Raw genomic sequence first — 19,186 nt, 5'->3', positions numbered from 1 at the left:
AACACTGCATAAATCTTCTACGCTTTGCATCCATAGCTAATTGAATGGATGCAAAGCGAATGTCGTGGATCAAACCTTTTTATGTGTTTCTTATGGCTGCCTGTGTGCCTTCTGCGTTGTGGGCCGCCGACCGGGGTTGGGATCATCTAACCTTTACCAGTCCAGACGAAGTGGTCGCCTACTTTCACGGAATCAATTATTCACTGGAAAATTGGCAGGCTGGTGATCGCAGTGTGCCACGGGTTTATCTGAATAATGTCCCTGAGCGCTGGCGAACGCACACTGCTGGTGAGTTATCAACGGCGGAGAAGAAACGTTATTTCTTTTTTATGCTGGCACCGATGGTGCTGCGGGCCAATGAGACAATTGCCAGCCAGAGAGCCTTTATCGAAGGCATGTTACAAACTTCTAACTGGGCCGAGTTGGATCGCGCCCGCCTGAGCGATATCGCCAATGAGTACCGGGTTCAGGTGCCACAAAATTCTAAGGATGAGGCTGCGTTTCAGCGGTTGTTGCGGCGCGTAGATATTGTGCCTGCATCACTGGCCCTGTCCCAGGCGGCTATCGAGAGTGGTTGGGGCACGTCGCGCTTTGCGGCCGAGGGTAATGCGTTGTTTGGGCAGTGGAGCTGGAGTGACGATGCTATTACCCCTGAACGCGTGCGTACCGAGTTGGGGAACTATGGCATTCGCACGTTCAAAACCCCCTTTGAATCCATCGCAGCCTATATGCATAACCTTAACACCCATAATGCCTATAAGCCTTTGCGCAAGCTGCGGGAGCAGGCCAGAAAGAGCGATCAACCCCTGTCAGGCGAAGGGCTGGCGGCAGGCCTGCTGAAATACTCTGAGCGCGGGCAAGCCTACGTAGAAGAAATTCGGGCCCTGATTCGGGTGAATCAATTGGCTGAGGTAGATAAGGCATACCTCAGGGAAGGCAAAGCGGTGGTGTTGGAGCCTGTCGGAGACGGTGTGTGAAAGGTTTAATCCAGAGAGTCGCTTCTGCATCGGTATCGGTGGATGAGGAAGTAACGGGAGCCATTGATGGTGGCATTTTGTTGCTGCTCGGAGTGGAAAAAGGCGATGACCGTCACCGTGCCGACAAACTGTTGCACAAGGTGGTGAACTACCGAATCTTTGAAGATGACGCGGGCAAAATGAATCGCTCTTTGCTGGATGCCGGTGGTGGCTTGTTAGTGGTGTCCCAGTTCACTCTGGTGGCAGACACCGCCAAAGGCATGCGCCCCAGCTTTTCAGCGGGGGCGACACCGGAACTTGGATGCGAGTTGTACGAGTATTTTGTAGATCAGGCTCGCTGGAAACTTGCATCAGTTCAAACCGGCAAATTCGGGGCTGATATGAAGGTGAGCCTTGTGAATGATGGGCCGGTGACCTTTTTGCTGCAGAGTTAAGCCACAATCTTATCAGGATGGATCTGCAGCCGATTTCTCTTCGTCGTCTTCTGGCTTGTTACGCTTAATCAGTCGGCCAATCAACAACCCTACTTCAAACAGCATCCACATGGGAAGCGCCAGCATGGACTGTGAGAACGGATCGGGCGGGGTTAGCAGCATGCCAAACACGAAACAGAATAGGATCACATAGGGGCGCTTTGAACTCAGGTCTTTTACTGTGGTGACGCCGCTCAGGATCAGGATGATGGTGGCGATGGGGATTTCGAACGCAAGGCCAAAGGCGAAGAACAGCTTGAGGGCAATACTCAGGTACTGCGCTATGTCGGGTGTAACGGTTACGTTTTCTGGGCTGGCCATGACGAAGAAGTTCATGATCAGAGGAAAAATCACAAAGTGCGCAAAGGCTATGCCTGAGTAGAACAGCAATACGCTGAGCACCAGTAATGGCAGGGCAAATTTGCGTTCGTGGGCATACAGCCCTGGTGCGATAAAACGCCAGATCTGGGCCAGCACCACCGGCATTGCCAGAAAAAACGCCACCACCAGCGTGAGTTTAAAGGGCGCAAAAAAGGTTGAGGTAATGTCCGTGGCAATCATGGTGGTGCCTTCCGGCAGTTGATCACGGATGGGTTTGGCTACCAGCTCATAAATGTCGTTGGCGAAATAAATCAGGCTGACAAACATTACCAGAATGGCCAGCAGGGATTTCATAATGCGATCACGCAGCTCGACTAAATGGCCGATCAGTGTGAGGTTTGCGCCTTTATCGGCAGGTTGGTTCTGTTTGCTCATGCTTTGGGGGTGTCTTTTTCGGGGGCCGTTTCTGCTGCTGGCTCAGGTAACGGCTCTGCTTCGTTTTCCGGAGCAGTAGGATTGTGGCGGGTGTCCGGATCGTCATGGGGATCTTGACTCGCTTGCGGCAGGCCACCACCGATGCTGTTTTCGCCTAACGCTGCCTTGTTTGGTGCTGAGGTCGGCGCTTCTACCTGCTTTTTCAGATCCTGCAGGGATTGACGGGCCTCGTCCAACCCTGTGTCGGCCATTTGCTGTTTGATGCGTTGCTGCATCTCCTGCATGTTGACTTCGCGCTCGAATTCTTCCCGCACGCTGGAGACTGCGCGCCGAATCTTGCCCAAATAGGCGCTGCCCATACGCACAGCATGGGGCAGGCGCTCAGGCCCCAACACCAGCAGGCCCACTACGCCAATCAAAACCAGCTCAAAAAAGCCAATGTCGAACATGAACTATCCTCAGTTTCGATCAGGCTTGGTCTTTTTTCTTTTCAGCGGTGGCGTCGATCACTTCGCCTTCTTTTTGCTCTTTCAGCTGTGCCTGCTCATCTTTTTTGTCTTCTTCGCTCATGGCTTTCTTGAAGCCCTTGATCGCACCACCTACATCGCCGCCCAGGTTACGCAGACGCTTGGTGCCAAAGATCAACAGAATGATCGCCAGTACGATTAACAGTTGCCAAATACCTATACCACCAAAACCCATGGGGCTACTCCCGTTTATTTATTGCGATTTGCTTTTTCCACCAGCCCTGACAAGTCAAAGCGGCGTTCCAATTCTTTTAATACATCAGCCGAAGATAGATCAAGTTTGTGCAGCATGACCAATGTATGAAACCAAAGATCCGCCGTTTCATACACGACATCTTCATACTGTTGGCTATGCTCTGCATCTTTTGCCGCCAGCAGGGTTTCGGTTGCTTCCTCACCCACTTTTTCAAGGATCTTGTTGAGGCCCTTGTGGTAGAGGCTGGCCACATAGGAGCTGTCTGCCTGGGCCTGCTTACGTTCGGTCAGCACTTTATCCAGTGCGGCTAATGTGTCATTCATAAAACATTATATGAGAACCATGTTACAACCATGCAACCCGCTCTTCATCCTGGTTAAAAAGTATCAGTTATCGTTGCTCTTGCGCAATCTGGTCAGAAGTAGGGTAGCGCCGATAGCGCCACTCACCCAGGCTCCCGCCGGTACTTGTTGCCAGTTTGCCAGCCAGTCCGGATTCATGCCCCAGCTCAGGCCGACGGTGAGGCCAATCAGGCCCAGCAGAGTGATAATACGATCTCTGCGAATCTGGCCCAGGTGACGCTCTTCCACCTGTTGCAGCAGTTTTTGCTGATTCTCACTCAGTTTACGCATTTCCTGCAGTGCATCCCATGCCAATTTTGGAATATGGGGAATCTGTTCGATCAGGGCCGGTGCGTTGCGCTTAATGGTTTGGGCTATGGCGCTGGGGCCGATCTGGTCCCTAATCCAGTTTTCCAGCAACGGACGGCCGATTTCCCATATATCCAGCTCGGGGTAGAGCTGGCGGCCAAGGCCTTCCACGTGAATCAGGGTTTTTTCCAGCAGAACAAATTGCGGCAGGGCCTGCATTTCGAAGCGACGGGCGGTTTGGAACAGGCGGATCAGTACCGGGCCGAACTCGATTTCCTGTAGAGGCCGCTCCAATACTGGCTCCAGCACGGTTCGCAAGGCGTTCTGGAACTCGTGGATGCGGGTATGGGATGGCACCCAACCGGCCTCTACCATGAGAATGGCGATTTGCTCATAATCTTTGTCCAGCAAGGCCATCAGCTGGCGCGCCAGAAGAAAGCGCTCCTCTTTGCTGAGGGTGCCGACGATGGCGCAGTCCAATGACAGATATTGAGGGTTCTGGGGATCTTTCAGGTTAACCAGTACGTTGCCGGGGTGCATATCGGCGTGGAAGAAATTGTCGCGAAACACCTGCGTAAAGAAGATCTCAACCCCAATCTCGGAGATGTGTTCCATATTGACGCCGGCTTTGATCATGGCTTCGGTATCGGATACCGGCACGCCATATACCCGCTCCATGGTGAGCACCTTGGATGTGCTTAAATTCCAATGAATATCAGGCACATAGAGTAATGGTGAGGCGTCAAAGTTACGGCGAAACTGAGCGGCGTTTGCGGCCTCCTGACCTAGATCCAGCTCGCCCATAAGGATGTGGCGATAGTCTGTCACAACCTGTACCGGATGGAAGCGCTTGGTTTCCGGGGCCAGTTTCTCTAGCCAGCGGGCACCGGTCAACAGCAGGGCCAGATCGCTGTCCACCAGCTTCTCAATGCCGGGGCGGATAACTTTAACTACGATCTCGCGACCATCCAACAGCGTGCCTGCATGCACTTGCGCCACAGATGCCGATGCCAGAGGTGTGCGTTCGAGGCTGCCATACAGGGTTTGAATTGAGCCCTTAAGTTCACGTTCAATAATGTCAAAGGCGGCCTGTTCACCGAAGGGGGGAACATTGTCCTGCAAATTGGAAAGGTCTTCGATGGCTTCTTCTGGGAGCAGGTCGTGCCGAGTGGACAAAAGTTGCCCGAACTTAATGAAAACCGGCCCCAGTTCTTCCATGGCTATGCGGGCTCGGGCCCAGGGGTGGCTTGCTGTGGAGGCACCCCAGGCAGCAGGATGCAGGCGAATCAGCCATTTCAGGGGGCGGGTGGCCGCATGATCGGGCAGTAGCTGATCCAGGCGGTAGCGGGCCAGCATGGTGAAAATGGTGAGTAGTCGGGCTAGGCGTTTCAAGGTGTAGGCTCGTTGTTCTCAGATGGTGAGTTCAGAGGCGCGGGCATGCGGGCTTTGTGCAGCCGTTGCAGACGCGCCTGCAGGCGGTCGGTGTCTTCCCGCAGATCTTCTACGTCGCTCTGAAATCTTTGGAATTCGCGGGGAGTGAGCACCCACTGACGCTCCTCGGCAATGACATTGCGGGATTGATCTATTACTGCTCGAGCCGTGGAGCGTAACCAGCTGAAACCGACTCTGGCAACTTCAGTAATTTGATGAGCAGCCATATCGCCGATCAGATCACCTAGTGCGCTCTCCAGATCCAGGTCCAGATCCTTTATTACCTGCAGAAACTGCTGTGCAAGTTGTTGATCCCCTTCGATTTCAATACCAAGTTGCATCAGGTCTGCGGGGCTTATTTCTGCGCTGCCGATCTGGCGTAATAGCGCGACGGCGGGGCCTCGAATGGTGACGTCGGCGGCGCCTTCCCACTGGTTTTGGAAACCCAGGCTGCGCTTGCCTACGGTCATGAGCAGGGGGAAATTGGGGCGCTGCAGCTCAATTGCCAGGGATTTACCCTTCAGCTTGGTGAGTTGCAGGCGGGTTACCGGTGCGTAATAGAGGGCGCGGTTGGCTGCCCGCTCCAGTTGCTCGGTGAGGAATACAGGAATCAGGGATTGACGGTGCTGATCCATTAGTGGGCGTCCATCAATATTTGAAGCCCCGATGCAGAGCCACGACACCGCCGGTCAGGTTGTGATAATCCACCCGATCCAGGCCAGCCTTGCGCATCATGTGCTTGAGGGTTTTCTGATCAGGATGCATGCGGATGGATTCTGCCAGATAGCGATAGCTTTCCGAATCGTTGGTCACCAGTTTTCCAAGCATGGGCAGCACGCTGAAAGAATAGCGATCATAGACCTTTTCAAAGCCGGGGTTGGTCGGTTTGGAGAATTCCAGCACCATCAGGCGGCCGCCTGGCTTCAGTACGCGGGTCATGGATTCCAGAGCTTTTTGCTTGTCGGTAACGTTGCGCAGGCCAAAAGCGATGGTGATGCAGTCGAAGGTATTATCTGCAAACGGCAGGCACTCGGCATTGGCCTGTACATACTCAATATTTCCCGCATAACCATGATCCAGCAGTTTGTCACGGCCTACGTTCAGCATGGAGGAATTGATGTCCGACAGCACCACCTGGCCCTCATCCCCCACGATGCGGGAAAACTTCATGGTGAGATCACCAGTACCCCCGGCCAGATCCAGTATCGACTGACCCGGGCGGGCGCCGCTCATCTCAATGGTATACCGTTTCCACAGGCGATGTATGCCCATGGACATCAAGTCATTCATGATGTCGTATTTGGCGGCAACGGAGTGAAAAACCTCGCCTACATACTTCTGTTTTTGTTCAACAGGGACGTTTTTAAAACCGAAATGAGTCGTTTTTTCGTTGGACATCAGGGGCCTCCAAGTGCGGAGGGTATCTTCGCGGATTAGGGGCTCAGAAGCAAGACTGCGGCGGTTGGAACTGGCAGGCAACGGCGCTCAGGTCAATAAATTGGGGTTGTGGGGTTGGGTTGGCCCCTCAGCGTGACATTCGGTGACCATTCAGCAATAGTAAATTGCGGTAGAATCGTTATATTCGAGTTCCAGAGTAAAAAATGAAAAGCAGAATAACAAAGAGTTGGCACCCATGCTGAACAACATTTTCGATACCTTTAATTCAGTGGTTACCGGTGGCGAGCGCTACCTGACGGCAACACGGGTTGGTATTGAGTTGGAACAATCCTATCGCTCATACCGCAATCAGGCGGCGGAACTCTCTCCGCTGGAACAGCGCAAACTGCTGGCACAAACCCACTATAAAGGGGCCCGCAAGCTGACTAAGCTGTTTCACGATAACGGTGCCATCTGGGTCAAGTTTGGTCAGTTCTTGAGTTCTCGCTCTGATATTCTGCCGATGCAGTACGTCTCTGAATTGGAAAAACTGCAGGATGATGCCAAGCCGGTATCCTTTGCCAGTATCGAACACGTGCTCAATCGTGAGTGGGGCTTTGATTGGCGTGATCATTTTGCCGAGTTTGATGAGCAGGTGGTGGCAGCGGCTTCGGTAGCCCAGGTACACAAGGCTGTACTGAAAACTGGCGAGAAGGTGGCTGTGAAAATCCAGTTGCCCCATGCACGTAAACTGTTTCGTCAGGATTCTATGGTGTTCAAGGCGTTGGGAACCTTTGGTGCGCCGCTGGTGAGTCAGTTTGATCTTAAGCAGGTAATGGAACAGATTATCACCATGACCATGCAAGAGCTGGACTTTCTTGCCGAAGAGTCCAACTTGCGTAAGTTCTCTGCGCTGCCCCACGACAAACTGATTTATGTACCCAAGATGTACGATCAGCTCAGCACCAGCCGGGTATTGGTTACTGAATGGATCGATGGTAGCCGCCTGACGGATTATCTGAATCAAAACCCTGCTAAGGCCGAGCCCTTGTTACGCCAGATGCTGAGTTGCTATGTGCAGCAGATCACGGCGTTTGGTGTGTATCACGCGGATCCTCACCCTGGTAATTTCCTGGTGATGAAAGATGGTCGGGTCGCGGTTTTGGATTACGGAGCCATCGGCGTGTTGACTCCGGAAGAGACCCAGCACTATGCGGTGTTGCTGCAAGTGCTGTTTGGTCGTATTCAGTCGGACCAACCGTTGGGAGAGCTGTTCCGCCGAGCCGGGTTTGTTGCCAAGGATCAGGCGGTATTTGAAGAGGTCGCAGATCTGATCTTGAAAGAAAATTTACGCCGGCATGAAGCCACCGACATGCTCGGAATAGCTCTGGATAAGTTAAGAGATCTGAAGGTGACGATCCCGGATTCCTTTGTGTCGCTGGCGCGGGTGGTGCTTACCTTTGGTGGCCTACTCAAAACCTATAAAGTGGCTGTGGATTAAACCGGTTATAGAGCATTAACCCAGTGGGCGCAGATATCCAATAAATAGAATACCAGCATGCTGGTGCTGAGCGCGGCGGCACAGACCGTCAGCTTGCTCCAGGGTTGGGCTTTGTTCTCATCCAGAAAATAAAAGATTGGAAACCCCACCACAAAATAGGTGGCATAAATCAACGACCCGTAGGTGAGCATGGCATCGAGTTTGGTGTAGTAAAAGCTGGTTGCCATCAATGGATTGGCCATGGCTTTGGTTTCCATCCAGGCCCAGCAATACCCCACCGCAAAAGCAAGTGGCAAAAACAGCAGGTGCCGCAGGGGGAGTGATGATGTCAGCACCCGTCGCATGACTAAGACGGCTGTGGTGTGATACGTCATAAAATAAGCGTGAGTATAGAAATACATGATCAGCGGAACGGTTTGATTCCCTTCGCCCACTAGTGCGGTATCCAGTGTGGTGCTGGCATTGGGGTAGTTGTACACCATGCCCAACACGTCAAAAAAGTATTCTGATCCGACGTAGTTTCCAAATACGCTGAAAATGGCCATAAACAGATTGGCCTTGAACCAATAGGTTTGATGCCAGGCCAGCGGGCTGCATTTTGGGTGTAGCATCAACGGCAGTAGCAACAGTGGCGCTGCGATGGTAACGGCGTGGATAAGCAGTGCGATGTTGCTGAAACTTTTGTCCCAGCCCATGAGCATCATCAGGCCCATGGACGCCATCCACACCGGGCTGTAGAAGAGAAAAAACTTCTCGCCCCAGGCTCGATCCGGGTTGGCAGAAAGCCAGCGGGCTTTGTCGCTGGCCGGGCGTGCGTTGCCGAAGGCAAGCTGTTGACTTGTCATGGGTTACTTCCCTGTCATTGCAATACGAACCATGGCGAGAAAGTTGCGGGCCTTTTCACGGGTGCTGAGATCGGGTCGCAATTTGCGGTGGCCTGGCAATAGCTTTCCAGAGGCCTGGGCGTGGATTTTTTGTTTCACGACGGGCTCCAGTAACCCGGCCCCGGCCAGTTCGAAAAACATGGCCTTTGCGTTGCCCAGGTCGAAAAAATCTCTTTGCCATTTCCATTGAAAATTCCCAGCATATTCGAACCAGGATCCACCGATGCCTGCGATCTCATAGTAGCTTCCGTCTGGGCGTTTGTAGGGAGCCCGCTGCTTCCAAAAGCCGATGACTGTGCCGCGTTTTTCATCAATGATGATGTCATGATATGGATATTCCCACTCCTCAAAACCTTTCATCTGATAACCCAAAGCAATGTCGCAGATTTCCTGGCGACCATTAGCAACGAACTCTTCGTTGGGGCCGATGTTCCAGCCGTAAACAGCATCCTTTGTGTACATTGGGCCTAGGTATTTAGTCCAGTCGCCGGCTTTTTCTGCGTCCCGATTGGCCTGCAACCAGCGCTGAACCATTTCTTCAAGTTCCTCTCGGGTGCAGACAGGAATGTTGGTTTCTTGTGCGGTCATGATGTCGTCCTGTTTGTTTATGGGGAGTAGGTTTATTGTTGTTCTACTGCGATTCGAATGGCTTGGTTGGGGCAATGCTTTGCTGCCCTGTTTGCTTGCTCCAGCGACGCTATCGTTGGTGCATCGTTAGGAACGTGCAGTTGGTTGTGATCATCGACCTGAAACAGATCTGGCGCTTCGCCCATGCACATGGCGTGACCCTGGCACAACTGTCGGTCTATATGGATGCGGTAGCGTGGTTCGCTATCTAAAGTATTGTGCTTCTGTGCTCCATGCTGAGGGCATCCGCTGTTGGCCGTGAGGGTGCTGGTGTGGTCCGCTGGCTGTGAGCTTTGTGCTTTCAGGCGTGAGTTATCCCGCAATCTATAACGCACAAGGCAGGGCGACTTGGGTTGTACAATCATTTCACGATAGTCGTCTACATAGGTCTCGGGCGCGTTCACTAATTCGAACTCATAACGTCGCAACAGCACGGCGAAAATTGCCTTGATCTGGAACATGGCAAAGGCGTTACCGGAGCATTTATGCTTGCCGCCACCGAAAGGTTGGAAGGCCATGAGGTTTTTATCCTGGGAGCGGGGCGCTTCGTATCGATCAGGATCAAATACGTCAGGGTTATCGAACAGGTTCGGCATGCGATGGGTTACAGGGGGGCTTGCCCAGACCATGTCTCCGGCGCGGATGCTGTAGTTCTTGAAGGATATGTTTTCGGTCACCTGCCTCATTAGCACGATCAGTGGAGGATGCAGTCGCAGCACTTCTTTCAGTGTGTTCTCCAGCTTGGGGATTTCCCGCAGGGTTTGGAAACTGACTTGGCCATCGGCTCCGAACTGCTGATCCAGTTCCTGCTGCACGCTTCGGAGCATGTGAGGGTGTTTCAACAGCTCCAACAACACCCAGGCAGCGGTGCCCGAGCTGGTATGATGGCCTGCGAATATGGCTGCCACCAGAATGCCGGTGATTTCATCTGTTGTTAGCTTGCTGCCGTCGTCATAGTGAGTATCGATCAGCATTTGAAACATGTCGGTGGGTTTTTCTGTCTGTTGTTCGCGTCGAGCTACGATGTCGCTTACCAGGTGATGCAGCGTGCGTCGGGCCTGATCCCGTTTTCGAAACGATGGCAACGGCAAATTTGGGAAGCTGTAGGCGAGAGCATTTACGCCTTTTTCAAGATCATGGTAGATGGAGGCAAATTCGTCAGTCAGCTCGTAGCGAAACTCTCTGCCCAATAGGCAATGGCTGGCAGTATTAATCGTAAGTTGCTTCATGGCCGCCACCAGATCCACTTCTCCCTGATCGCCCCACTGTTTGGTCAGGTCTTCAATTTCAATCAGAATCTTGTCGGCATGGTTGCGCATGGCCTCCCCGCGAAGGGCAGGCATCAACATTCTCAGTTGCTGGCTTTTACGGTCGTTGGGTGCATCAAATACGATGCCTTCACCGAATATAGGGGTCATTAGTTTGTAGGCGGCGGATTGATCCAGTTGTTCGTCGCTTGAGCGATAGAACAGGGCGCTGGCTTCATCGCCTGTCAAAAGAATCATGCGTTGATTGAAGATTTTAAACTGCGCGATCTCCCCCAGTTGGTCCGAAACCCGTTTCATAAACAAAAAAGGATTGCGTGCAAAGGGAATCATATGCCCCAGCAAAGGTAGCCCGCCTTTCAAACGGGGTGGCTCTTTTCGGGCTAAGTGGTTGTTATTTAATGCCTGAGCGTCAGCCATCCTGTGAGCCTCCTGTCAGATGTTTCATGCGGTGGGTCAAGCTCGCCCCGTGATATTTTTGATGCTAAACGACTTTACATATTGTGTATAGGTGTAAAGTATGTAAAATGCATTGTCATTGCAAATTAATTTGTATTTATGAGCCAGTAGGAAAGAGCATGAAAGCAGCGAAGTCCGCCAATCCGGATACTCAAGCCAGAATAGTTGAGGCCGCAGTGAATTGTGTGAAGCGCTGGGGTATCGAAAAAGTGACATTGAATGACATTGCCAAAGAAGCGGGAGTCACTCGCCCCACGGTGTACAGCTACTTCAGCAATCGTGATGAGGTGGTGCAGTTTGCCTTGCTGCAGTCGGCTTATGGTTTCGCTAAAAAGTTACTCGCTCATATCGAAGGTTATGAATCGGTGGAGCGTCGCACCATTGAGGCGGTGATGTTCTCACTTAAAACGCTGCCCAGTGAACCCTACCTGGAGCTAATGTCTGATGCGGGCTTGGCCAGCATTATGAATGAGCATGCGCTGAGCACTAAAGAAGGTAAGCAGATTCGTCGCTCGGTTTTTAAATTGATATTCGGCGGTATGGATGTGGATGACGATGAACTGGATGAAATTATCGAAGTCGCGACCCGTTTTTTACTCTCGCTATTGACGGTTAAAAGCGAAAAGAAACGCAGCGACCGCGAGATGCGAGCGTTCCTGTGTCGCCGCTTGTTGCCTGCATTGGGCATGGATCCAGCAGCGGCGATTGTCGCTAAATCGGTGTAAACAGAAGATGGCCAGGGAAGAATACGATTACATTGTAGTAGGAGCGGGATCTGCCGGCTGCATCGTTGCTGCACGATTGGCCGAAGAAGGCGCTGGCACTGTGTTGCTATTGGAGGCTGGTGATGCAGCGGGCATCAATCCTGAGACCATGTCAGCAGATGGATTCAAGGATGCGTTTGCTAACGATAATGTCATGTGGGACAGGATGTCTGCACCGCAAAAGAACTGTGCTGATCGGCGGTTGTATGCAGGATCGGGTACGGGCATGGGTGGCAGCGGTGCAGTGAATGGAATGGTGTATACCCGCGGGGACAAACAGGATTACGCGCAGTGGCCGCAAGGATGGCAGTGGAGTGATGTGGTTCCGGCATTCGAAGCGCTTGAGCAGCGGTTGCGGCCAAGGAGTCGCAGTGGCAGCAAGTTTACCGATCTGTTTATCCGTGCTGCAGAAGCGACAGGGTTCTCCCGCAAGGACGGAATGAATGACGGTGATCTCTACGGAGTGATCGGCTATAACGATATGAACTTCGAAGGCGAATTTCGCCGCAGCTCATACACAGGTTATCTGCATGCCAATCCAATTGATGCTCTGACCACAAAAACCAGTACCCGCTGCCAGCGCATCTTGTTTGAACATAAGCGAGCGGTTGCCGTGCAATATGAGCAGTCGGCCGCAACAACCATTGCCTATGCCAGAAGAGAAGTCATTCTGTGTGCCGGTGCATTGGAAACACCAAAATTGCTGATGCTGTCTGGGGTTGGCCCCCGTTGGCAGATGCAACGTTATGGCATCCCCCCTGTGCATGTATCAGAAGGTGTGGGGTTGAACCTTCAGGATCACCCGAATGTATGCATGTTTTATCGAGCCCGGCATCCGATAGATTTTAGTTATCCTCAACTCTACGGATTCCACCGCGTTGGCACGTCTGCACATTTACCGTCTGAACAGTCGGATACATGCTTTGTATTGTTTTCGGCTCCTTCGGCATTAAAGCACTCCATGAAACGTATGCTGCCATTGATGTTGCTGCCAGGGAGACTTTATCAGCAGCGCTGGCTACGCGGCGTTATACGCAAAGCAATTGAGTGGGCGTTTCTGTTGCCTCCCTTGCAACACTATGTGTCGATGATCTACGGCATAGTCGTGATTCTGGGAAAGCCTCGCTCACGAGGAACGGTTACCTTGGCGTCCACCAACCCTCACGAATCGGCACATATTGATTTGGCCTACTATCAGGATCCCGAAGATCTGGAAACCCTGCGGGCGGGGGTTGAGGCTGCCAAGGCCATCTCGCGCCAGGCTGATATGGCGGATTGGGGCAATAAAGGGCTGGTGCGGGCCGCCAATACTGACAGGCCAGAACAGGTTGCCCGTTGGATAAAGAAAGCCACCATGACCACATTTCACTATTGTGGCAGTTGTTCGATGGGTGATGAGGCTGGCTGCCCGGTGGACACTCAATTACAGCTGAAGGGAGTGGCTGGATTACGTATTGCAGATGCTTCCGTGATTCCCAGTATTCCGGTTTCTGCTATCAATGCGCCAAGCATGATGGTTGGTTGGCGTGCGGCAGAATTTATTTTACAAAATCTAAAAGCCAGTACACAGCACAATAATACTAAAGAGGCCAGCACGCGTGAGCCTGCTGAAGGATGAATATGACTGCAGAAGCCCAGATCCGTTCAGAAGCAAAGATGATTTCTTGCTTTAACCCGGCAACTGAAGCGCACCTGGGGGATGTTGCGGCGACTTCCCCTGAGGCTGTGACCGTATGCGTACAGCGTGCTAGAGCAGCCCAGAAGCAATGGGCCCAGAGTAGCTTTGCACAGCGCCGGGCGGTGTTGCAGCACATTATGGATTATGTTCTTGAGCACGCCGATGAGTTGTGTGAACAAATAGCAATGGATTCTGGTAAGACCTATGAGAACGCCATGCTGGGGGAGATACTTCCTATTTGCAATAAGATCAAATGGACCATCAAGAACGGTGAAAAATATTTGAAACCCGAAAAAGTGGGTTCGGGGATTCTAATGCACAAGCAAGGTCGTATTGAATACCAGCCCTTAGGTGTAGTGGCCTGTATTATTCCCTGGAATTATCCATTGCAAAATATACTCAGCTCTCTGGTTGCACCGTTAATGGCGGGCAACGCTGTTATCCTCAAAGCTTCAGAAATGGTGGCTTGGTCCAGTGCACAGTTCCAACGCATAACCGATCAGGCGTTGAGAAAGGAAGGCTTTTCTCCTGATCTGGTGCAGATTATCAATGGCTATGGTGACACGGGTGCGGCATTGGTACGGGCTGGCGTACAGAAAATACTGTTTATTGGTTCGGTCAGTAATGGCAGGCGAATCATTGAGGGCAGTGCAGAGCATTTGACGCCGGTTGTGATGGAGCTTGGAGGAAAAGATCCGTTTATTGTGTGTGGGGATGCTGATCTTGAACGTGCGGTGCACTCTGCACTGGGGGGCTCTTTTATCAATCTTGGGCAGAACTGCATAGCATCGGAACGTGTGATTGTTTACGAATCTGTTTTTGACCGGTTTGTTGAGTCTGTTACCCGTCATACAGCTGCCATGCGGCAAGGGGTGCCGGATCTTACTGGTTCGGTAGACGTTGGCGCTATAACCTCGCCGTTGCAAATAGAGCTTATTGATCGCTTGGTGAAAAGTGCGTTGCATGCAGGAGCCAGAGCTTTGACGGGCGGTGCTATTAAAGTGACTGAGCAGGGCCAGTTTTATCCGCCAACTATTTTAATAGATGTGACGCCGGAAATGGAGATCGCCACACATGAAGTATTTGGGCCGGTGATGTTGGTTTTTAAAGTAAAGGGGGAGGCGGAAGCTATTGCGTTGGCCAATGGTACAGAGTTTGGGTTGCATTCCACAGTAATGAGCGCAGACAGTGGTAAGGCTGAAAGAATAGCATCACAACTTGAAGTGGGTGCTACCTGTATAAACGATTTTGGCCTTTGTTATCTGAATCAGAATCTGCCCTTTGGCGGTGTCAAGTATTCAGGCTATGGGCGCATGAATGGACGGGATGGGTTGCGCGCGTATACGAATCCAAAAGCTGTGATGAAAGATCGGTTTGGCTGGGGCGTGCCACCAAAGTTGTTTCCGGTGCGGCCGGGTGACTATGACAAGGGGCGAGAAACCGTGCGGCTGTTATTTTCCAAAAGCTGGCGACAAAAAGCTATCAGCTTGCTTTGTTTGATAAAGCTTGCGGTGCTGGGCGGTGGCAAACGTAGCATGGTTGCAAATAATGGAGCGGTTAAAGAATATGAAGGGAGGGGTAACTGATGACGCCAGGATTCTTTATCGCTTTAGGTGTGATTTTACTGGTTGATGGCATGGTGATGGCCTTCTTTGCCTGGGCGGTGCATTCGCCGCGATTTGCTCAGTATCGAATACGTACGCCCGACCGCCAACGTATCAGCAATGGTCGCAAGGCGGTTAACATCAGTCTTAACGGTTTGCTGGCGATCTCGTTGTTTGCTTTTGTGTTTGTGTATTTTGGGGATGCGTTGGTGGGAGAGGAACGTGTTCCGCCTGTGATGGTGTTTGGAGAGGTGTTGGCATCGCTGATGCTGTATGACTTCATGTATTATTTTTTACATCGGGGAATGCACAATCCAAAGTTGATGAAGTATGTTCATGGTGTGCATCATTACGTGCGGTTTCCCACATCGGCAGAGAGTATATTTCTGCATCCGGCAGAAAACATTGCAGGGTTGGGGTTGCTATGCGTAGCCATTTCTATTGTTGGCCCCATCAGTCCAGTGTCGTTTCTTGCGGTGTTTTTCATTCATCACATCGTTAACATTTTGGTGCATTCTAACTTGGTGTTGCCTCACCCTATGTTCAAGTTGTTCAATTTTTGGGCAATCAAGCATGATTTGCACCACGGAAAGCATTTGAATAAGAACTATGCCTCGATCTTTCCTTTCTGGGATCAAATGTTCGGGACTGATGCATAACGATATTTCTAATTAAGGGGAGTGCCATGGAAAAGCGTAATATCTTGGTGACGGGAGGTTGCGGGTTTATTGGCAGCAATTTGGTGAGTGGATTTGTCGATGCTGGCCACAAAGTAACGGTGTTGGATTTTGGCGGCAAACCTTTTCGGGATGATGTGACGTTTCTGGACGTTAATGTTTGCGATAAACAAGCGGTAATTGATGCCTGTAAGGGTATGGATACGGTTGTGCATAACGCATCGTTGGTGCATACCAAGCACAATCGTGAATCCGTTATTTGGGAGGTTAATCATCAAGGTACCCTGCATGTGATGGAGGCCTGCCGGGTACATTCCATTCCGCGTTTGGTGTATATCAGTTCTGCCAGCGCGGTGTACGAGGGGGAGGACATCATTAATGGCGACGAGACCTTACCGTATTCAAATATTTCCCAAGCACCCTATGCAGACAGCAAAATCCAGGCAGAAAAAGACGTTTTGGCATTCAGTGGCAGCGGTGTGACCCAGTGTTGTGCTATTCGGCCCCATGTAGTGTTTGGTGTGGGTGATAATCGTTTTATGCCTGCGATTTTGCAGAAAGCACAAGAAGGAAAGTTAAAACGAGCCATTGGCAACCGGGATAAGCTGTCTGATTTTACCTATGTGTCCAACTTGGTGGATGCTGTTGTAATGGCTGAAAATGCTCTTGTCCCCAGATCCCCTGTGTGCGGCCAAGCGTATTTTATTACCAACGGCGAGCCTATGCCTTTTTTTGATTTTGTCGAAAAAGTACTGGTGGAGCTTGGTTATCCACCGATTAAAGGCAAAGTGCCCTACTGGCTGGCTTATTCGGTGGCTGCCATTGCAGAAGGGCTGGATACACTTAAAGGCGGCACCCTGAATGCGGAGAATGGCTTAACGCGTTTTTCGGTGCGTTATATGGTTACCCATCACTATTTTTCCATTAACAAGGCGCAGCGTGATTTTGGGTGGCAACCAAAAGTGTCGCTTGATGAAGGGATTGCTATAACCGTTGCCGCGTTGAAAGAGAAGCCGGTGCGGGCAGCTTAGGCTGGTTTCCAGCTGCCAATCATATCAGGTTCCCGTTTGGCTCCGGCTTGTTTTAACTGCTCAAGATAATCGTTCCACAGAGCTGATTGTTCCATGCAGAGCTTATGCAAATAGCCCCAGGAATACAGCCCGGAATCATGGCCATCATCAAAGGTTATTTTGAGCGCATAGTTGCCGACTTGCTCGAGGTTGCGAATATCAACAAAGCGTTTGCCGGTTTGCAGGATGGGTTTGCCGTGACCTTGAACCTCTGCCGACGGTGACAACACCCGCAATAGCTCATAGCTTAGGCGGTAGCTGTCGTTTCCGTATACCAGCTCCATTTCCTTGGATTCGGTATGTAGGTTAACTGCCGTCGGTGTGCTCATATTGATTCCTGTTGTGCGTATACGGGTTAGAGAATATATCGGCTTAGATCTTCGTCCCCTGCCAGGGTTCCCAGTCGTTCTTCAACGTATTGAGGGGTTATGACGAAAGGGTTCTGATCGGTTTTTAGCGATAAATCCGCCGCATCGAATGAGATTTCTTCCAGAAGCCGCTCCATGACGGTATGCAGGCGACGAGCACCAATGTTTTCCGTGCGCTCGTTTACCTGCCAGGCCACTTCCGCAAGGCGTCGAATGGCGTCGGGCTGAAACTCCAGCTTTAAGCCTTCGGTTTCGATTAGGGCGCGGTACTGCTCAGTTAGGGAGGCATCGGGCTCGGTTAGAATGCGCTCGAAATCGTCCGCCGACAGAGCTTGCAGTTCCACCCGTATCGGCAAGCGGCCCTGCAGCTCGGGCACCAGATCCGACGGTTTTGCCAGATGAAAGGCACCGGACGCGATAAACAGGATATGGTCGGTTTTCACCATGCCATATTTGGTGCTGACGGTGCAGCCTTCGATCAATGGTAGCAGGTCGCGCTGTACGCCTTCGCGGGATACGTCGGTGCCGGACGTTTCTGAGCGCTTCGCCACTTTGTCGATTTCATCCAGAAATACAATGCCGTTCTGTTCCACGGCGTCTACGGCTTTGGCTTTCAGTTCTTCTTCGTTCACCAGTTTGGCGGCTTCTTCATCCCGTACCAATTTATAGGCTTCACCTACTTTTAGGCGGCGTTTTTTCTTTTTTCCGGTGTTCATGTTGGAGAACATGCTTTGCAGTTGGCTGGTCATTTCTTCCATGCCGGGAGGCGCCATTATTTCTACCCCGACCGAGGCGGCGGCCACTTCAATTTCGATTTCTTTTTCGTCCAGTTGGCCTTCCCTTAGTTTTTTGCGGAACATCTGTCGGGTGGAGGACTCGTCATCTTTCTCAACATTGTTGCCCCACTGGTCGCGGGCAGGAGGGATGAGGGCGTCCAGAATCCGATCTTCGGCCGCGTCTTCTGATTTGCTGCGGTTCTGGATCATTTGCTCTTCGCGCATCAACTTGATGGCGCTGTCTACCAAATCGCGGATGATGGATTCCACATCACGACCCACATAGCCCACTTCGGTGAACTTGGTGGCTTCTACCTTGATAAAGGGGGCCTTGGCGAGCTTTGCCAGGCGACGTGCGATCTCTGTTTTACCCACACCGGTAGGGCCAATCATTAGTATGTTTTTGGGGGAGATTTCGCTGCGCAGATTGGCGGATAGCTGCATGCGGCGCCAGCGATTGCGCAGTGCCACGGCCACTGCACGTTTGGCATCCTGCTGACCGATGATGTGTTTGTTTAGTTCGTCAACGATTTCACGGGGAGTCATGTTGGACATTAGGCGCAATCCAATTCTTCAATAGTTAGGTTTTGGTTGGTGTAGATGCAGATGTCGGCGGCGATGCGCAGGCCTTTTTCTACGATCTCACGCGCGCCCAGTTCGGTGTTGTCCAGCAGGGCGCGGGCGGCGGACTGGGCAAAGGGGCCACCAGAGCCGATGGCGATCAGATCATCTTCGGGCTGAATCACGTCGCCGTTGCCGGTGATGATCAGGGATGCGTCTTTGTCTGCTACCGCCAACAGAGCCTCCAGGCGGCGCAGAGCACGATCGGTACGCCAGTCTTTGGCGAGTTCAACGGCTGCGCGAGTGAGGTTGCCTTGGTGCTTTTCCAGTTTGGCTTCGAAGCGCTCGAACAGGGTGAACGCATCGGCGGTGCCACCGGCGAACCCGGCCAGAACCTTATCGTTATACAGGCGGCGAACTTTACGGGCGTTGCCCTTCATTACGGTGTTGCCCATGCTCACTTGGCCATCGCCGCCAATGACGACTTTGCCGTTGCGGCGAGCGGAGAGAATGGTGGTGCCTCGATATTGTTCCACGGTGGTTCCTTTTTGTCTGTTCTTGCGGA

21 protein-coding genes are annotated in these 19,186 nt (G+C 51.9%); 8 read left to right on the top strand and 13 right to left on the bottom strand.

Features of this window, described 5'->3' with window-relative positions; translation table 11 throughout:
• The first annotated feature begins 59 nt into the window (after nucleotides 1–59).
• Nucleotides 60–977 (top strand): glucosaminidase domain-containing protein, encoded by a 918-nt coding sequence (locus Kalk_RS07420; RefSeq protein ID WP_158643364.1) that lies wholly within the window; start codon nucleotides 60–62, stop codon nucleotides 975–977.
• A complete protein-coding gene (gene dtd, locus Kalk_RS07415) occupies nucleotides 974–1,411 on the top strand; it encodes a D-aminoacyl-tRNA deacylase (protein WP_101893585.1) in 438 nt (145 codons plus the stop codon). Before Kalk_RS07420 ends, dtd begins: the two co-directional genes overlap by 4 nt.
• 12 nt (nucleotides 1,412–1,423) lie before the next feature.
• On the opposite strand, the gene tatC is transcribed toward dtd, so the two are convergent.
• From tatC to ubiE, 7 genes are all read right to left on the bottom strand, one after another.
• Nucleotides 1,424–2,206, bottom strand: coding sequence for a twin-arginine translocase subunit TatC (gene tatC / locus Kalk_RS07410; RefSeq protein WP_101893584.1), 783 nt, complete (start codon nucleotides 2,204–2,206; stop codon nucleotides 1,424–1,426).
• Complete coding sequence (gene tatB, locus Kalk_RS07405) at nucleotides 2,203–2,655, bottom strand: Sec-independent protein translocase protein TatB (protein ID WP_101893583.1); 453 nt, start codon at nucleotides 2,653–2,655, stop codon at nucleotides 2,203–2,205. The genes tatC and tatB overlap by 4 nt, the downstream gene beginning before the upstream one ends.
• 19 nt (nucleotides 2,656–2,674) lie before the next feature.
• Entirely contained in the window at nucleotides 2,675–2,908 is a 234-nt protein-coding gene (tatA, locus tag Kalk_RS07400; RefSeq protein ID WP_101893582.1) for a Sec-independent protein translocase subunit TatA, read from the bottom strand.
• A gap of 14 nt (nucleotides 2,909–2,922) precedes the next feature.
• Nucleotides 2,923–3,252, bottom strand: coding sequence for a phosphoribosyl-ATP diphosphatase (locus tag Kalk_RS07395; RefSeq protein ID WP_101893581.1), 330 nt, complete (start codon nucleotides 3,250–3,252; stop codon nucleotides 2,923–2,925).
• 63 nt (nucleotides 3,253–3,315) lie between these two features.
• On the bottom strand, nucleotides 3,316–4,971 hold the full coding sequence (ubiB, locus tag Kalk_RS07390; protein ID WP_101893580.1) for a 2-polyprenylphenol 6-hydroxylase: 1,656 nt from the start codon (nucleotides 4,969–4,971) through the stop codon (nucleotides 3,316–3,318).
• On the bottom strand, nucleotides 4,968–5,645 hold the full coding sequence (locus Kalk_RS07385) for a ubiquinone biosynthesis accessory factor UbiJ (protein ID WP_101893579.1): 678 nt from the start codon (nucleotides 5,643–5,645) through the stop codon (nucleotides 4,968–4,970). The genes ubiB and Kalk_RS07385 overlap by 4 nt, the downstream gene beginning before the upstream one ends.
• Nucleotides 5,646–5,658: 13 nt before the next feature.
• Nucleotides 5,659–6,408, bottom strand: coding sequence for a bifunctional demethylmenaquinone methyltransferase/2-methoxy-6-polyprenyl-1,4-benzoquinol methylase UbiE (gene ubiE / locus Kalk_RS07380; protein ID WP_101893578.1), 750 nt, complete (start codon nucleotides 6,406–6,408; stop codon nucleotides 5,659–5,661).
• Nucleotides 6,409–6,643: 235 nt separating this feature from the next.
• Here ubiE and Kalk_RS07375 point away from each other — a divergent pair, with 235 nt between their 5' ends.
• Nucleotides 6,644–7,888, top strand: coding sequence for an ABC1 kinase family protein (locus Kalk_RS07375; RefSeq protein WP_101893577.1), 1,245 nt, complete (start codon nucleotides 6,644–6,646; stop codon nucleotides 7,886–7,888).
• 5 nt (nucleotides 7,889–7,893) lie between these two features.
• On the opposite strand, the gene Kalk_RS07370 is transcribed toward Kalk_RS07375, so the two are convergent.
• Genes Kalk_RS07370 through Kalk_RS07360 form a run of 3 tightly spaced genes read right to left on the bottom strand, consistent with a single transcriptional unit; the run spans nucleotide 7,894 to nucleotide 11,084 of the window.
• Nucleotides 7,894–8,733 carry a hypothetical protein gene (locus Kalk_RS07370; RefSeq protein WP_101893576.1) on the bottom strand — a complete coding sequence of 280 codons (840 nt, stop codon included), beginning with the start codon at nucleotides 8,731–8,733 and terminating at the stop codon, nucleotides 7,894–7,896.
• A 3-nt stretch (nucleotides 8,734–8,736) separates the two neighbouring features.
• Nucleotides 8,737–9,360, bottom strand: coding sequence for a hypothetical protein (locus tag Kalk_RS07365; RefSeq protein WP_199768028.1), 624 nt, complete (start codon nucleotides 9,358–9,360; stop codon nucleotides 8,737–8,739).
• A 32-nt stretch (nucleotides 9,361–9,392) separates the two neighbouring features.
• Nucleotides 9,393–11,084, bottom strand: a complete 1,692-nt coding sequence (locus Kalk_RS07360) for a cytochrome P450 (protein WP_101893575.1) — start codon at nucleotides 11,082–11,084, stop codon at nucleotides 9,393–9,395.
• A 158-nt stretch (nucleotides 11,085–11,242) separates the two neighbouring features.
• On the opposite strand from Kalk_RS07360, the gene Kalk_RS07355 reads away from it, so the two are divergent.
• From Kalk_RS07355 to Kalk_RS07335, 5 genes are read left to right on the top strand one after another with little or no spacing between them, the layout of a single operon-like run.
• Entirely contained in the window at nucleotides 11,243–11,848 is a 606-nt protein-coding gene (locus Kalk_RS07355) for a TetR/AcrR family transcriptional regulator (protein WP_158643363.1), read from the top strand.
• 7 nt (nucleotides 11,849–11,855) lie between these two features.
• Nucleotides 11,856–13,505, top strand: coding sequence for a GMC family oxidoreductase (locus tag Kalk_RS07350; RefSeq protein WP_101893573.1), 1,650 nt, complete (start codon nucleotides 11,856–11,858; stop codon nucleotides 13,503–13,505).
• A gap of 2 nt (nucleotides 13,506–13,507) precedes the next feature.
• Nucleotides 13,508–15,151 (top strand): aldehyde dehydrogenase family protein, encoded by a 1,644-nt coding sequence (locus Kalk_RS07345; protein ID WP_158643362.1) that lies wholly within the window; start codon nucleotides 13,508–13,510, stop codon nucleotides 15,149–15,151.
• A complete protein-coding gene (locus Kalk_RS07340; RefSeq protein ID WP_101893571.1) occupies nucleotides 15,151–15,828 on the top strand; it encodes a sterol desaturase family protein in 678 nt (225 codons plus the stop codon). Before Kalk_RS07345 ends, Kalk_RS07340 begins: the two co-directional genes overlap by 1 nt.
• 26 nt (nucleotides 15,829–15,854) lie before the next feature.
• On the top strand, nucleotides 15,855–16,877 hold the full coding sequence (locus Kalk_RS07335) for an NAD-dependent epimerase/dehydratase family protein (protein WP_101893570.1): 1,023 nt from the start codon (nucleotides 15,855–15,857) through the stop codon (nucleotides 16,875–16,877).
• Here the strand turns inward: Kalk_RS07335 and Kalk_RS07330 are convergent.
• The 3 genes from Kalk_RS07330 to hslV are packed head-to-tail and all read right to left on the bottom strand — an operon-like array spanning nucleotide 16,874 to nucleotide 19,157.
• Nucleotides 16,874–17,245: a gamma-butyrobetaine hydroxylase-like domain-containing protein gene (locus Kalk_RS07330; protein ID WP_101893569.1), complete on the bottom strand. Its 372-nt coding sequence runs from the start codon at nucleotides 17,243–17,245 to the stop codon at nucleotides 16,874–16,876. The two genes, Kalk_RS07335 and Kalk_RS07330, sit on opposite strands and share 4 nt — an antisense overlap.
• Nucleotides 17,246–17,271: 26 nt before the next feature.
• Nucleotides 17,272–18,615, bottom strand: a complete 1,344-nt coding sequence (gene hslU / locus Kalk_RS07325; RefSeq protein WP_199768027.1) for an HslU--HslV peptidase ATPase subunit — start codon at nucleotides 18,613–18,615, stop codon at nucleotides 17,272–17,274.
• Nucleotides 18,615–19,157 (bottom strand): ATP-dependent protease subunit HslV, encoded by a 543-nt coding sequence (hslV, locus tag Kalk_RS07320; RefSeq protein WP_101893568.1) that lies wholly within the window; start codon nucleotides 19,155–19,157, stop codon nucleotides 18,615–18,617. Before hslV ends, hslU begins: the two co-directional genes overlap by 1 nt.
• Nucleotides 19,158–19,186: the final 29 nt, after the last annotated feature.

This window comes from Ketobacter alkanivorans, assembly GCF_002863865.1.
In the GTDB taxonomy this organism is placed as follows: domain Bacteria; phylum Pseudomonadota; class Gammaproteobacteria; order Pseudomonadales; family Ketobacteraceae; genus Ketobacter; species Ketobacter alkanivorans.
This window is presented reverse-complemented; position numbering and strand designations above follow the sequence as displayed.

What these genes read in the sequence shown, in the direction of transcription:
- Kalk_RS07420 (WP_158643364.1), top strand. Translation starts at nt 60, where the DNA reads ATGTCGTGGATCAAACCTTTTTATGTGTTTCTTATGGCTGCCTGTGTG.
- tatC (WP_101893584.1), bottom strand. Translation starts at nt 2,206, where the DNA reads ATGAGCAAACAGAACCAACCTGCCGATAAAGGCGCAAACCTCACACTG.
- tatB (WP_101893583.1), bottom strand. Translation starts at nt 2,655, where the DNA reads ATGTTCGACATTGGCTTTTTTGAGCTGGTTTTGATTGGCGTAGTGGGC.
- tatA (WP_101893582.1), bottom strand. Translation starts at nt 2,908, where the DNA reads ATGGGTTTTGGTGGTATAGGTATTTGGCAACTGTTAATCGTACTGGCG.
- Kalk_RS07395 (WP_101893581.1), bottom strand. Translation starts at nt 3,252, where the DNA reads ATGAATGACACATTAGCCGCACTGGATAAAGTGCTGACCGAACGTAAG.
- Kalk_RS07385 (WP_101893579.1), bottom strand. Translation starts at nt 5,645, where the DNA reads ATGGATCAGCACCGTCAATCCCTGATTCCTGTATTCCTCACCGAGCAA.
- ubiE (WP_101893578.1), bottom strand. Translation starts at nt 6,408, where the DNA reads ATGTCCAACGAAAAAACGACTCATTTCGGTTTTAAAAACGTCCCTGTT.
- Kalk_RS07375 (WP_101893577.1), top strand. Translation starts at nt 6,644, where the DNA reads ATGCTGAACAACATTTTCGATACCTTTAATTCAGTGGTTACCGGTGGC.
- Kalk_RS07370 (WP_101893576.1), bottom strand. Translation starts at nt 8,733, where the DNA reads ATGACAAGTCAACAGCTTGCCTTCGGCAACGCACGCCCGGCCAGCGAC.
- Kalk_RS07365 (WP_199768028.1), bottom strand. Translation starts at nt 9,360, where the DNA reads ATGACCGCACAAGAAACCAACATTCCTGTCTGCACCCGAGAGGAACTT.
- Kalk_RS07360 (WP_101893575.1), bottom strand. Translation starts at nt 11,084, where the DNA reads ATGGCTGACGCTCAGGCATTAAATAACAACCACTTAGCCCGAAAAGAG.
- Kalk_RS07355 (WP_158643363.1), top strand. Translation starts at nt 11,243, where the DNA reads ATGAAAGCAGCGAAGTCCGCCAATCCGGATACTCAAGCCAGAATAGTT.
- Kalk_RS07350 (WP_101893573.1), top strand. Translation starts at nt 11,856, where the DNA reads ATGGCCAGGGAAGAATACGATTACATTGTAGTAGGAGCGGGATCTGCC.
- Kalk_RS07345 (WP_158643362.1), top strand. Translation starts at nt 13,508, where the DNA reads ATGACTGCAGAAGCCCAGATCCGTTCAGAAGCAAAGATGATTTCTTGC.
- Kalk_RS07340 (WP_101893571.1), top strand. Translation starts at nt 15,151, where the DNA reads ATGACGCCAGGATTCTTTATCGCTTTAGGTGTGATTTTACTGGTTGAT.
- Kalk_RS07335 (WP_101893570.1), top strand. Translation starts at nt 15,855, where the DNA reads ATGGAAAAGCGTAATATCTTGGTGACGGGAGGTTGCGGGTTTATTGGC.
- Kalk_RS07330 (WP_101893569.1), bottom strand. Translation starts at nt 17,245, where the DNA reads ATGAGCACACCGACGGCAGTTAACCTACATACCGAATCCAAGGAAATG.
- hslU (WP_199768027.1), bottom strand. Translation starts at nt 18,615, where the DNA reads ATGTCCAACATGACTCCCCGTGAAATCGTTGACGAACTAAACAAACAC.